This window comes from Nostocoides japonicum T1-X7 (assembly GCF_001046855.1).
GTDB lineage: Bacteria > Actinomycetota > Actinomycetes > Actinomycetales > Dermatophilaceae > Nostocoides > Nostocoides japonicum.
On record NZ_HF570958.1, the window covers coordinates 2,372,647 to 2,386,061 of the forward strand.

The 13,415-nt window shown below is 71.9% G+C and carries 10 protein-coding genes; 8 read left to right on the plus strand and 2 right to left on the minus strand.

Going from position 1 to position 13,415, the window contains the following annotated elements; all coding sequences use genetic code 11:
• Window positions 1–95 precede the first annotated feature (95 nt).
• The 6 genes from mfd (at window position 96) to BN12_RS10620 (ending at window position 8,297) form a co-directional block, all read left to right on the plus strand.
• On the plus strand, window positions 96–3,536 hold the full coding sequence (gene mfd, locus BN12_RS10595) for a transcription-repair coupling factor (protein ID WP_407667788.1): 3,441 nt from the start codon (window positions 96–98) through the stop codon (window positions 3,534–3,536).
• 166 nt (window positions 3,537–3,702) lie between these two features.
• Window positions 3,703–4,302, plus strand: coding sequence for a hypothetical protein (locus BN12_RS10600; RefSeq protein WP_157635446.1), 600 nt, complete (start codon window positions 3,703–3,705; stop codon window positions 4,300–4,302).
• Window positions 4,299–5,081, plus strand: a complete 783-nt coding sequence (locus tag BN12_RS10605; protein WP_048552324.1) for a MazG nucleotide pyrophosphohydrolase domain-containing protein — start codon at window positions 4,299–4,301, stop codon at window positions 5,079–5,081. Before BN12_RS10600 ends, BN12_RS10605 begins: the two co-directional genes overlap by 4 nt.
• A gap of 147 nt (window positions 5,082–5,228) precedes the next feature.
• Complete coding sequence (locus tag BN12_RS10610; protein WP_048552326.1) at window positions 5,229–6,008, plus strand: DUF4760 domain-containing protein; 780 nt, start codon at window positions 5,229–5,231, stop codon at window positions 6,006–6,008.
• Window positions 6,009–6,309: 301 nt separating this feature from the next.
• On the plus strand, window positions 6,310–7,350 hold the full coding sequence (locus tag BN12_RS10615) for a carbohydrate kinase family protein (protein ID WP_053080007.1): 1,041 nt from the start codon (window positions 6,310–6,312) through the stop codon (window positions 7,348–7,350).
• Window positions 7,347–8,297: a pseudouridine-5'-phosphate glycosidase gene (locus tag BN12_RS10620; protein ID WP_048552328.1), complete on the plus strand. Its 951-nt coding sequence runs from the start codon at window positions 7,347–7,349 to the stop codon at window positions 8,295–8,297. The genes BN12_RS10615 and BN12_RS10620 overlap by 4 nt, the downstream gene beginning before the upstream one ends.
• An 88-nt stretch (window positions 8,298–8,385) precedes the next feature.
• Here BN12_RS10620 and BN12_RS10625 read toward each other — a convergent pair whose 3' ends face one another.
• Entirely contained in the window at window positions 8,386–9,669 is a 1,284-nt protein-coding gene (locus BN12_RS10625) for a M20 family metallopeptidase (protein ID WP_235432371.1), read from the minus strand.
• A 202-nt stretch (window positions 9,670–9,871) separates the two neighbouring features.
• Here BN12_RS10625 and BN12_RS10630 point away from each other — a divergent pair, with 202 nt between their 5' ends.
• Window positions 9,872–10,684 carry a phytanoyl-CoA dioxygenase family protein gene (locus BN12_RS10630; protein ID WP_200901191.1) on the plus strand — a complete coding sequence of 271 codons (813 nt, stop codon included), beginning with the start codon at window positions 9,872–9,874 and terminating at the stop codon, window positions 10,682–10,684.
• Window positions 10,685–10,972: 288 nt separating this feature from the next.
• Here BN12_RS10630 and BN12_RS10635 read toward each other — a convergent pair whose 3' ends face one another.
• Window positions 10,973–11,635 carry a biliverdin-producing heme oxygenase gene (locus tag BN12_RS10635; protein ID WP_048552330.1) on the minus strand — a complete coding sequence of 221 codons (663 nt, stop codon included), beginning with the start codon at window positions 11,633–11,635 and terminating at the stop codon, window positions 10,973–10,975.
• Window positions 11,636–12,072: 437 nt separating this feature from the next.
• Between BN12_RS10635 and eno the strand changes: the two genes are divergently transcribed.
• Window positions 12,073–13,365 (plus strand): phosphopyruvate hydratase, encoded by a 1,293-nt coding sequence (gene eno, locus BN12_RS10640; protein ID WP_048552332.1) that lies wholly within the window; start codon window positions 12,073–12,075, stop codon window positions 13,363–13,365.
• The last annotated feature ends 50 nt before the right edge of the window (window positions 13,366–13,415 follow it).

Sequence of the window (13,415 nt, forward strand, 5' to 3'; positions counted from 1 at the left end):
ACTCGCGGGCCGGGGGGAGTGGGGGCTCGCCGACCGAGGCGGTCGTCGGTGGGGACGGTGGCGGGGCATCCGAGGGAGCCGCCACCGGGTGTCCGGTGCTGGTCGTCACGGCGACGACTCGGGAGGCGGACGACCTGGTCGCCGCGCTCGGGTGCTTCCTCGGGCCGGAGGCGGTCGCCACCTTTCCGAGCTGGGAGACGCTGCCGCACGAGCGGCTCAGCCCGCGCAGCGACACGGTCGGAAGGCGGCTGGCGGTCCTGCGCAGGCTGCAGCACCCGGATCCGGAGGACTCGGCATACGGGCCACTCGACGTCGTCGTGGCGCCCATCCGGGCGGTCCTCCAGCCGGTCGTCAAGGGCCTGGGCGAGCTGAAGCCGGTGAGCCTGAGGACGGGGCAGGACTATCCGCTGGAGCAGGTCGTCGACGACCTGGCGGCCGCGGCATACAGCCGGGTCGACCTCGTCGAGCGCAGAGGCGAGTTCGCGGTGCGGGGAGGCATCCTCGACGTCTTCCCGCCGACCGAGGAGCACCCGCTGCGCGTGGAGTTCTGGGGCGACACGGTCGAGGAGGTCCGGTGGTTCAAGGTCGCCGACCAGCGCAGCCTCGAGGCCGCCGAGCACGGGCTGTGGGCGCCGCCGTGCCGCGAGCTGCTCCTCACCGACCAGGTCCGCCGGCGGGCGCGGGCCCTCAGCGCCCAGATGCCCGGTATCGCCGACATGCTCGACGCGATCGCCGAGGGCATCGCCGTGGAGGGTATGGAGTCCCTGGCTCCCGCGCTCGTCGACGGCATGGAGACCGTCCTCGACGTCCTCCCCGAGCGGACGACGCTGCTCCTCTCCGATCCCGAGCGGGTGCGGGCCCGCGCCCACGACCTCGTCGCGACGAGCCAGGAGTTCCTCGAGGCGAGCTGGCTCGGTGCCGCCGCCGGGTCGGCCGTCCCCGTCGACCTCGAGGGGCTGCTCGGCAGCGCGAGCTTCTGGACCATCGCCGAGCTGCGCGACCACGCCCGCGAGCTCGGCCTGCCCTGGTGGACGATGACGCCGTTCGCGACCGACGCCGAGCTCGCCGACCTGACCCCGGAGCCGGCCGACGACGTCGAGACGATCGACCTGCGGACCCTCGACGTCGAGGCCTTCCGCGGCCGCACCGAGGACGCCGTCCACCAGCTGCACGACTGGACGCGCGACGGCTGGCGGGTCCTCGTCGTCACCGACGGCGCCGGCCTCGCCCGCCGCGTCGGCGAGGTGCTCCGCGAGCACGAGGTCCCCTCGACGGTCGAGGTGACCGACGGCGCGCCGCTCCCCGAGGGCGTCGTCGCCGTGACGACGGGCTCCCTCGGCCGCGGCTTCCTCGTCCCGCACCTCAAGCTGGCCGTCGTCACCGAGACCGACCTCACGGGCACCCCCGGCCAGGCGAGCACGAAGGACATGCGGCGTATGCCGTCCCGGCGCCGCAACCAGGTCGACCCCCTCCAGCTGCGGCCGGGTGACTTCGTCGTCCACGAGCAGCACGGCGTCGGCCGGTTCGTCGAGATGGTCCAGCGGACCGTCCAGGGCGCGACCCGGGAGTACCTCGTCATCGAGTATGCGGCGAGCAAGCGGGGGCAGCCCGGCGACCGTCTCTACGTGCCGACCGACCAGCTGGACCAGGTGACCCGCTACGTCGGCGGCGAGCAGCCCACCCTCAACAAGATGGGCGGCTCGGACTGGCACAAGACCAAGTCGCGGGCCCGTCGCTACGTCAAGCAGATCGCCGCCGAGCTCATCCAGCTCTACAGCGCCCGGATGGCGACGGCCGGGCACGCCTTCGCACCGGACACGCCGTGGCAGCGCGAGCTCGAGGACGCCTTCGCCTACGTCGAGACGCCCGACCAGCTATCCAGCATCGACGAGGTCAAGGCCGACATGGAGCGGCCGGTCCCGATGGACCGCCTCGTCTGCGGCGACGTCGGCTACGGCAAGACCGAGATCGCGGTCCGGGCCGCCTTCAAGGCGATCCAGGACGGCAAGCAGGTCGCCATCCTCGTCCCGACGACCCTCCTCGTCCAGCAGCACCTGCAGACCTTCAGCGAGCGGTATGCCCAGTTCCCCGTCACCGTGAAGGCCCTGTCCCGCTTCCAGGGGGACAGGGACAGCAAGGCGATCCTCGACGGGATCGCCGACGGGTCCGTCGACATCGTCATCGGCACCCACCGCCTGCTCGGCGGCGAGGTCCGGTTCAAGGACCTCGGGCTCGTCGTCATCGACGAGGAGCAGCGCTTCGGCGTCGAGCACAAGGAGCAGCTGAAGGAGATGCGCACGGCCGTCGACGTCCTCGCGATGTCGGCGACCCCGATCCCGCGGACGCTGGAGATGGCGGTCACCGGCATCCGGGAGATGTCGACGCTCGCCACGCCCCCGGAGGAGCGGCACCCCGTGCTCACCTACGTCGGGGCATACGACGAGAAGCAGATCACCGCCGCGATCCGGCGCGAGCTGCTCCGCGAGGGCCAGGTCTTCCTCGTCCACAACCGGGTGTCGTCCATCGAGCGGGCCGCCTCCCGGGTCCGCGAGCTCGTGCCCGAGGCGCGCGTCGCGACGGCCCACGGCCAGATGGGCGAGCACAAGCTCGAGCAGGTCGTCGTCGACTTCTGGGACAAGAAGTACGACGTCCTCGTCTGCACGACGATCGTCGAGACCGGCCTCGACATCTCCAACGCCAACACCCTCATCGTCGAGCGCGCCGACACCCTCGGCCTGTCCCAGCTGCACCAGCTGCGGGGGCGGGTCGGCCGCGGGCGGGAGCGGGCCTACGCCTACTTCCTCTACCCGCCCGAGAAGCCGCTCACCGAGACGGCGCACGACCGGCTCCAGACGATCGCGAGCCACACCGACCTCGGGGCCGGCATGCACGTCGCGATGAAGGACCTGGAGATCCGCGGCGCCGGCAATCTCCTCGGCGGCGAGCAGTCCGGGCACATCGCCGGGGTCGGGTTCGACCTCTACGTCCGGCTCGTCGGCGAGGCCGTCGCCTCCTTCCGGGGCGAGGGCGACGAGGAGCCCGTCGAGATCAAGATCGAGCTGCCCGTCGACGCGCACCTTCCCCACGACTACGTGCCGGGGGAGCGGCTGCGGCTCGAGGCATACAAGAAGCTCGCGGCCGTCACCGACGAGGCGGCGCTCGCCGACATCGAGGCCGAGCTCGTCGACCGCTACGGACCGCTGCCCGAGCCCGCCCGCAACCTCATCGAGGTGGCCCGGCTGCGCACGGTGGCGCGCCGGGCCGGGATCGCCGACATCTCCGTCCAGGGCAACCACGTGCGGTTCGGGCCCGTCGAGCTGCGCGAGTCCCAGCAGCTGCGCCTCCAGCGGCTCTACCCGAAGTCGCTCGTCAAGGAGGCGGTGAAGACGATCCTCGTCCCGAAGCCGATGACGGCCCGCGTGGGGGGCCGGGCGCTGCGCGACACCGAGGTCCTCGGCTGGGCGTCCGAGCTGCTGAAGGCGGTGCTCCTCGACGACATCGCCTCCGCCGGGACGGCGGCCCGTGTAACCCGGTGACCCGATCGGACCCTCAGGACGGCCGATCGGACGCCCCGGTGCACCCGACGAGACGCTCCGGACAGCCGATCGGACGCTCCGATGCACCCGGTGTGAGCGTTCGACGCCCGAACACGCCATGATGGACCCCGACGCGTACGCCGCGACCGACAGGAAGGCACGACCAGTGACGCCACGACGAGTGAAGGCCCCGCTCCGCGGCATCATCGCCGCCACCGCGCTCGCAGGCGCCCTCGCCCTCACCGGATGCGGCTCGGAGAGCTGGTCGGGCTCGGCCGGCACGGCGGCGGTCGTCGACGGTGACCGGATCGCGACGCAGGACGTGATGGTCGCCGCCCAGCAGATCAACGAGCAGTTCAAGCCGGACACCCCGCTCACGACGACGACCGCGCTCAACTACCTCGTCGTCGCGCCCGCATACATCGCCGTCGCCGAGAAGAACGGCATCCCGACGAGCGCCGCCGCCGCCCGCACGCAGCTGACGAGCGTCCCGGACCCCAACGACGAGACGGTCCGGCTCCTCCAGGTCAACGACGTGGCGACGGTCATCAGCCAGTGGGGCCAGTCGCAGCAGACCCAGGCCAAGGCGACCGAGGTGCAGAAGGAGATCGTCGCGGCGATCGACAAGCAGCAGATCTCCTTGAACCCGCGGTTCGGCACGTTCGACAAGAGCCAGTTCGCCATCAAGGCCGCCGCACCGAACTGGATCTCCAAGACCGTCCCGGCGGCGACGGCGACCCCGACCGAGGACACGACCGGATCGTGACCGCCGCTCCGGGTGCCGGTGTCGCCCGGGGCCGCCTCACCCTCCTGCTGACGAGCCCGCGCGTCGCGCCGGGCCCGCTGTCGCGCGACGCCTGGGCCGCGGTCGACGGCGCCGCCGACCGCTGGGCCGTCTCGGCGGACGAGCCGCTCGCCGAGGTGATGGCCGAGCACGGCATACCCGTGTCGTTCCTGCCGCCCGAGGTCGCCGATGCGGGGGTGCCTGCCGTCGCGCGGCTCCTCGTCTCCGCGACCCTGTCCGGCGACGTCCTCTGGCTCGGCTCGGCCGACGGCGACCCGGACCTGTCCGACGCGGTCGCCGCCGAGGTGTCGCGGCTCGAATCACCGCCCGAGGTCGAGGTGCTCGTCGGCTCCTGGGACGTCCCCGGGGCCCGACTGCTCGACGTCGTCGCCGTCATGGACCGCCTGCGCTCACCCGGCGGATGCCCGTGGGACGCCGCCCAGACCCACGAGACGCTGCTGCCCTACCTCGCCGAGGAGAGCGAGGAGTATGCCGAGGCCGTCGCCTCCGGGGACCGGCGGCACATGGCCGAGGAGCTCGGTGATGTGCTCCTCCAGGTCGTCTTCCACGCCCGGGTCGCGCAGGAGCACCCGGAGGAGCCGTTCGGCATCGACGACGTCGCCGGCGTCCTCGTCGAGAAGCTCGTCCGCCGCCATCCCCACGTCTTCGCCGACGGCGACGCCTCGACGCCCGAGGAGGTCGAGGCCGCGTGGGCGCGGATCAAGGCGGAGGAGAAGGCGGAGGAGAAGGCTGGGCGCTGACGCGGTCGGACTGATCCTTGTGGGGAAGCCGGCCGCAGTGGGAGCTCCAGCCAGCTTCCCCACAAGCGTCACAGGCCGTGAGTCTCGGGGTCGCGCTCTCCCGCCGGGTGGGCTCACCTGTCTGCCGGGGGCAATAGCATGACGCGCGTGCTTGAACCCACCTCGGCGGTAGGGCTCGCCGCGCAGTCATCGAGCCTCACGGACACGCTCGTCGCGTGGGGGACCCTGGCGCTGGCCGTCGCCACGCTGGCGCTCGTCGTCGCCACCTGGCGGGCCGCGAGCGCCGCTCGCACCCAGTTGACCCTCTCGGCGGAGGTCGACGCGAAGACCGCCCAGCGCCGCCGTGCCGAGAACTCGGCGGCTGCTATCCGCCGGTATGTCACGACGAGCACAGCCTTCGACGAGCTCATTCTTCCGATCCTCAGAGAAGACTCGGAGCGTCGTCTCCAGCTGCACGACAGCGACGCGGCCCTCGCAGGGACTCCGTTCGTGCGGACCTCGAAGAAGGCATACATCGACGGCGACGTCGACGACCTGGACAGCCCCACGGGGCGAAAGGTGACCGACGCGCTGCGGCACACACTCGATGCCGTCGAGGAGCTCGCGGTCGGTGTCCGGCTCGGGGTGTACGACGCCTACGTCGTCTACAACGGCGTGCGCACCAACATCGTAGGGCTGTACGACGTGAGCCGCACCCACATCTACAAGGCGCGCCAGACCCGTGAGCTTCGTCATGAACCCAGCCCGACGGCCTACGAGCACTACTCGTGGCTCGTCGAGTCGTGCTTCCCTGCGATCGAGGGGATGAAGAATCGGGTGCAGCTTGCCGACGCAACACAGCTGCCACCCGAGACACCCGAGTGGCAGCTGGAGCCGTGGACTGACCCGCGGGTCACTCGTCAGGCACAGGACCCAGATCGGCCATGAGGCTCGCCTCCTTCGGTCGGGTCACTCATTGAGTCTAACTGCACTCGCTGCGTGGAGATTCCCTTCTCACCACCCCTTGTGGGGAAGCTGGCCGCAGTGGGGGCTGCAACCAGCTTCCCCACAAGCGTCACCTCGCGATCCTGGATCTAACGGTATCGTCACCGCCGACCACGCTCGGACAACGATCGGGACGTGGATGCGCGCGTTCGCCCATGAGCCGACGGAATGGGCCGGAGGAATGAGGGCGAGGGGTGCGTCGAGGACAGAGTGCGCCAGCGGGTACTGACGTGAGGGGGACGAGGTGAGCGGCCGGGTCGTCGTCGTCGGGGCCGCACTCATGGACGTTCACGCGGTGAGCCGACGCCGGCTGGTCCTCGAGACGAGCAACCCGGCCACGATCTCGACCTCCCCGGGCGGCGTCGGCCGCAACATCGCCGAGAACCTCGCCCGCCTCGGCACGGCGGTCGACCTCGTCGCCGTCGTCGGGGCGGATGCGTTCGGGGACGCCCTCATCGACCAGGCCCGGTCCGTCGGGATCGGGACGGGGGAGATGATCACGACGCCCTACCCGACCGGCACCTATGTGGCCGTCCTGGACGCGGACGGCGAGCTGTCGGTCGCGGCGAGCGACGCGACGGCCACCGACGGGCTCACCGTGCCGATGCTGGTGGGCGCTCGATCGGCCCTCGAGTCGGCGGCCCTCCTCGTCCTCGACGGCAACCTCCCGCCGGCCTGCGTCGGCTGGCTCCTCGACGTGGCAGCTGCGGCCTCGGTGCCGGTCGTCCTCGAGCCGGTGTCGGTGCCCAAGGCGGAGCGGCTCGCGGCGCTGCTCGACACCACCCGGCCCATCCTGCTGCTCACCCCGAACCGCGACGAGCTCGCGGCGCTCGCCGCCGGGCCGACCCGCCCACTCGACCGGAGCGGCCTCGGGCCGGGTGGAGACAGCTCACCCGATGGAGGGCCGGCACCCGGCTCGGCTCCGGGCCCCACTCACCGCGAGGGGACGGCCCTCGACCGGGCGGTGGGAATGCTGCACGACCGGGGCGTCCGGCACGTGTGGGTGCGGCAGGGGGCGGAGGGGAGCACACTGCATACGGCCGGATCGTCGCCCACGGTCCTGCCGGGACGGGCGACGACCGTCGTCGACGTGACCGGCGCCGGGGACGCGATGACGGCCGGGTTCGTTCATGCGCTCGTGGAGGGAGCGACACCGAGCGAGGCGGCCGCCTACGGTCAGGCGGCCGCCGAGCTGACCGTCGCGAGCCCGCATACCGTCCGACCCGACCTCAGCGACGCGCTCGTCCGGGGGCGTCGCGAACCCGACCGAGGAGACCCCCTGTGACCACCCCGCACCCGATGCTCGCCGTCTCCGACGAGGTCCGCGACGCGCTCGAGACCGGCGCCCCCGTCGTGGCCCTGGAGTCGACGATCATCAGCCACGGGATGCCGTACCCGCGCAACGTCGCCATGGCCCGCGAGGTCGAGCAGCTCGTCCGCGACGGCGGCGCGATCCCCGCGACGATCGCCGTCCTCGGCGGCCTCCCGCGCGTGGGCCTCGCCGACGACGAGCTGGAGATCCTCGCGAGCGACCCCTCGGTCGTCAAGGTCTCGATCCGCGACCTGCCCTACGTCGTCGCCACCGGACGGCACGGCGCGACGACCGTCGCGAGCACGATGCGGCTCGCCGCGCTCGCCGGGATCCGGGTCTTCGTGACCGGGGGTCTCGGCGGCGTGCACCGGGGCGCGGAGTCGTCGATGGACATCAGCGCCGACCTCACGGAGCTGTCGCAGACCTCCGTCGCCGTCGTCTCGGCCGGCGTGAAGTCGATCCTCGACATCGGCCGCACCCTCGAGGTGCTGGAGACGCTCGGTGTGCCCGTCATCGGGTTCGGGACCGACGAGTTCCCCTCGTTCTTCTCGCGGTCCTCGGGGGTCGCCGTCCCGATGCGCGCGGACACCGTCGAGGAGGTCGCCGCGACGATGCGGGCCAAGTGGGCGCTCGGCCTGTCCGGGGCCGTCTGCGTCGCCAATCCCGTGCCCGTCGAGGACGAGATCCCCGTCGCCGAGATGGCCGCGACGATCGAGCGCGCGCTCGCCGACGCCGACGCGGCCGGCGTCGTCGGCAAGGACATCACGCCCTACCTGCTCGGCCGGATCGTCGAGCTGACCGACGGCGCGAGCCTCGAGACGAACATCGCCCTCGTCCGCCACAACGCACGCGTCGGGACCGCCCTCGCGATGGCATACGCGGCGCAGGTCGTCCCCGCCGGATCTCTCGATGCGCGGTAGGCGCGCCCTGGCTCTCACCTGATGGGCGCAGGAATTCCCGTGTCCCAGCACGGAAGCTCCTCCACTCGACGGGATCGGCCCGACAGGTTCACCGGGAGGACAGGAGCCGGGTCCGCTGCGCTGGAGTGCTCGCCACCCCGGCGATCGCGCAGGCGAGCCCGTATGCCGCGTCCGCCATCGCGTCGTACGCGTCCGGCGTGTCGGCGGTCGCGGTGAAGCCGGCGGAGTGGATCGGTGCGTCGGCCCCGGGCACGGCGAACATCGGGTGGATGCTCGGGATGACCTGGCTGATGTTGCCCATGTCGGTCGAGCCGCCGGGTGAGGGGCCGAGGAGCGGGCGGACGTTCCGGCCACGCCGGCGCTGCGCCTCGATCCAGTGCCCGACGAGGTCCTCGTCCTGGACGAGCGGCTCGTAGACCGGCTCCGTCGCCTCGATCTCGAGCGTCGTGCCCGTCGCGAGCGCCGACCCCTCGAAGCAGCGGCGAACCCGATCCAGGAGCGCCTCGTAGTCAGGGAGGGTGAGCGCGCGGCATTCGAAGTCGACGACCGCGTGGTCGGGGATGATGTTCGTCACCGACCCGGCCTCCCGGATGACGAGGCCGATGCGGTGGTCCGGCGCCGTTTGCTGGCGCAGCAGTCCGATGGCGACCTGGCTGAGGACGGCCCCGTCGGCCGCGTTGATGCCGCGGTGGGGCATGGCCGCGGCGTGGGCGGCCTGCCCGTGGAACGTCGCGCGGTACCGGCCGACGGCCTGGGACGACTGACCGGACGGGTTGGCGGTCTGGCCCTCGGGGCCGGGATGCGCCATGACGGCGACGCCGACTCCGTCGAACGCGCCCGCCGCGAGGAGGAGGGCCTTGCCGCCGCCGTGCTCCTCGGCCGGCGTCCCGACGACCCGCAGGGTGATGCCGAGCTCGTCGACGACCGGTGCGAGGGCGAGCGCCGCGAGGACGGAGGACCCGGCGATGAGGTTGTGGCCGCAGGCGTGGCCGACGTCCGGCAGGCAGTCGTACTCGACGCAGACGGCGGCGACGAGGTCCCCGGAGCCGAGGGTTCCGGTGAAGGCGGTCGGGAGGCCGCCCGTCCCACGCTCGACGGCGAACCCGCCCTCCTCGAGGAGCTCGCAGACCCGGCCGGCCGCCCGGACCTCCTCGAAGGACAGCTCGGGATCGGCGTGGATGGCGCGGGCCATCGTCTCGACCCGGGGCCGCCAGCGAGCGAGGGTCTCCTCGAGCCGGTCAGCGAGGGTCTCCTCGAGCCGGTCAGCGAGGGTCTCCTCGAGCCGGTCGACGACGCTGCAGTCGGTCCCGACATCGACCACCTGATTGACGATGGGTTCCGCGGACTCGGGACTGGTCGCCGATTCCTTCACCGATCCTCCTCTGCCGGTTGCGTCAACTGCCGGATCGCGCTCAGCCGCGGGCACCTCATCGGTGGAGGACGCCCACGTCATCGGGAGCCGGGCCGGTGCGGGCAACCTAGCGGACCGCCCCGGGTGCCGACTGGCTGCCCCGTCGATCGCTGGGTACCGCATCGCGACGGCGCGGGGTGCTGGCCTGCGTAGGATCTGCGGGGTGGCGGGACTGTTGACGGAGGAGGAGGTCGCGGCATACCACCGCGACGGGGTGCTCGTCGTGAAGGGCGTGCTGTCCTCGGACGAGGTGGAGCTCGCCCGAGAGGGCATCGCCCGGGTGCTCGGGCAGGCCGGGATGCTCCGGCAGGTGGCGAGCGGGGTCGACGATCCCGGACGCTTCGTCGAGGACTTCCGGCGCTGGCAGGAGATCCCCGAGATCGAGCGGCTCGCGCTGTCCAGCCGCGTTCCCGCGTATGCCGTCGAGCTGCTCTCCCCGTGGGCCGGTTCCGGGCCGGTGCGGTTCTACCACGACCACGTCCTCGTCAAGGAGGGCGGCACGCGGCAGCGCACCCCGTGGCACCAGGACCAGCCGTACTACAACGTCGACGGCCACGGCACGAGCGCCTGGATCCCCGTCGACCCCGTGCCGCTCGCCGGCTGTCTCGAGCTCGTCGCCGGGTCGCACGACGGGCCGTGGAAGATGCCGAGGACGTTCCTCGACGGCAAGGCGAAGTGGTTCCCCGAGGGGACGCTCGAGGAGCTGCCGGACATCGAGGCGGCACGCGACGACTTCGACATCAGGGCGTATGCCATGCAGCCCGGGGACGCGATCTTCTTCGACTTCCTTACGATCCACGGGGCGCCGGGCTTCCCGTTCGGCGGCCGGCGGCGCGTGCTCTCGTTGCGCTACCTCGCCGGCGACGCCGTCCACGCGCCGCGTGACTGGGTGACGTCGCCGCCGTTCGACGAGCTGATGGGCATCATCCCCGCCGGATCGTCCATGGAGGACCCGCTCTTCCCCGTCGTCGGCTGACAGGCCCGCCAGGTGGTGCGCAGGCCCCGATCGCGTGGCAGACGGCCAGACCGGGGCGCCGGGACCAGTCCGCGGGATCCGGGAGGTCGAGTCGTCCTACGGACACCCAATGCCTGCGTCGTCGATCCGGCCTCGTGCTCGGGACGTGGGGGACGGTGTCGCCGGATGAGTGCTTTGGGTGTCCGTGGGTCGCGAGGGGTCGGATGGGGAGGGCAGACCGCCAGGTTGGGGTGGTGCACAGGCCCCGATCGGGTGGCAGATGGCCAGGTGGTCGGTCGGTCAGGGGTGTCAGGCGACGTGGAGCGGTCGTCGGTGGCGGGCCGTTTCGAGGTCGGTGAACACGGCACGGTTGAGGCCGAACGCCTCGATGGCGGTGGCGACGACGAGGGCGCGGGTCCGGTCGTCGAGGGCCAAGGCGTCGAGACGGGCGCGGTAGGCGTCCTTGTAGGCCTTGCGCTTGGGGATCGCCTCGAAACGGTAGAAGGACAGCGCCTCGGCGGGTACGCCGTAGTGGCGTGCGACGAGCCGGGCGACGATCTGGCCGCCGGAGAGGTCGCCGAGGTACCGGACGTAGTGGTGGGCGACGAGCGCCTCGGGGCGGTCCAGACGGATGAGGCGGTCGACGTAGACCGCGGTGGCGGGCAAGGTCGGGATCGAGCCGTCGGCCCGGCGCGCTGCCCAGGTGGGGCCGTACAGCTCGGCGAGGTCGGACGCGAGACGGTCCGTCCGAGCGAGTGCCGGATCGTGGACCGCGGCGACCACAGGATGCGAGGCGAACCGGTCGAGGGCAGCCTCGAGGGCGGCATACACGGGATAGAGCTGGGCGGTGAGCGCCGAGAAGTCGGCCGGTATGCCGTCGCCGGCCAGTAGCCGGGTCATGAAGGGGGAGCGCTCGGCGTCCTCGTGGGCCTGGGCCGTCGAGGTGCGCAGCACGGTGGAGAGACGGGTCATGCCACGGCTCCTCAGGAGAGGAAAGGCTTACCTAACTGCCGACCTACGATAGCCCAGTCGTCATCACCTCGCGAGGGGTGGCCCCCGTCGGCGTCTCGGCAGGTGTGGGCTTTCCGTGGTCATACTCGACGGGAAACCACGACAACCCCGCACCTGCCGAATCGGGGCGGGCTGGGCAGCATCTTCTCGGCACGTGCGGGATCGGGGGGTTCGCATCGAGGCACGTGCGGGGTGGGGGTTCGCACGTGCCGAGTTGTTGTCGTCGGGCGGCGCGCTGGACAGCATCAGCTCGGCACGTGCGGGAGGCGGCTAGGCTCGGGACCGGTGTCGGCGCGGCATACGGCACCAGGCGTCGCTCGCTGCGGACGACGGCCCGCATACCGCGCCGAAGATAGCCGAGTGCACGTGCACTCCCGACCCCTCCCAGGAGTCCGACAGTGGCCAGCATCGAAGCAGTAGGCGCCCGCGAGATCCTCGACTCGCGCGGCAACCCGACCGTCGAGGTGGAGGTGGCCCTCGACGACGGAAGCATCGCGCGCGCGGCCGTCCCGAGCGGGGCGAGCACGGGCGCGTTCGAGGCCGTCGAGCGCCGGGACGGTGACACGAGCCGCTACCTCGGCAAGGGGGTCGAGCAGGCGGTCGACGCCGTCCTCGAGGAGCTCGGGCCGAAGCTGCTCGGCTTCGACGCGAGCGAGCAGCGGCTCATCGACGCCGAGATGCTCGCCCTCGACGGGTCCGACAACAAGGGGACCCTCGGAGCGAATGCGATCCTCGGCGTCTCCCTCGCCGTCGCCAAGGCCGCGGCCGACTCCGCGAGCCTTCCGCTGTTCCGCTACGTCGGCGGCCCGAACGCCCACATCCTGCCCGTCCCGATGATGAACATCCTCAACGGCGGGTCGCACGCGGACTCCAACGTCGACATCCAGGAGTTCATGATCGCGCCGATCGGGGCGCCGTCGTTCAGGGAGGCGCTGCGCTGGGGCGCGGAGACCTACCACGCGCTCAAGGGTGTCCTGTCCGCGCGCAGCCTCGCGACCGGACTCGGCGACGAGGGCGGCTTCGCCCCGAACCTCGAGTCCAACCGCGCCGCGCTCGACCTCATCCTCGAGGCGATCGAGAAGGCCGGCTACACGCCTGGCACCGACATCGCCCTGGCCCTCGACGTCGCGGCGAGCGAGTTCTTCACCGACGGCGCCTACCGGTTCGAGGGCGCCGCGAAGACCTCCGGCGAGATGACCGACTACTACGCCGACATCGTCGCGTCCTACCCGCTGGTGTCCCTCGAGGACCCGCTCGACGAGGAGGACTGGGACGGCTGGAAGGCCCTCACCGAGCGCCTCGGGAGCCAGGTGCAGATCGTCGGCGACGACCTCTTCGTCACCAACCCGAACCGGTTGGCCCGCGGCATCTCGACCGGCACGGCCAACGCGCTCCTCGTCAAGGTCAATCAGATCGGCTCGCTCACCGAGACCCTCGACGCGGTCGACCTCGCCCACCGCAACGGGTACCGCTGCATGATGAGCCACCGCTCCGGCGAGACCGAGGACGTGACGATCGCCGACCTCGCCGTCGCGACGAACTGCGGTCAGATCAAGACCGGCGCACCGGCCCGCTCCGAGCGGGTCGCCAAGTACAACCAGCTGCTGCGCATCGAGGAGGAGCTCGACGACGCGGCCGTGTATGCCGGCGCCGGCGCCTTCCCGCGGTTCGCGGCGAGGTCGCAGGGCTGACCGATGGCCGCGCGGGGCACGGGGGGGCCGCGCCGGACCGGCTCGCGGTC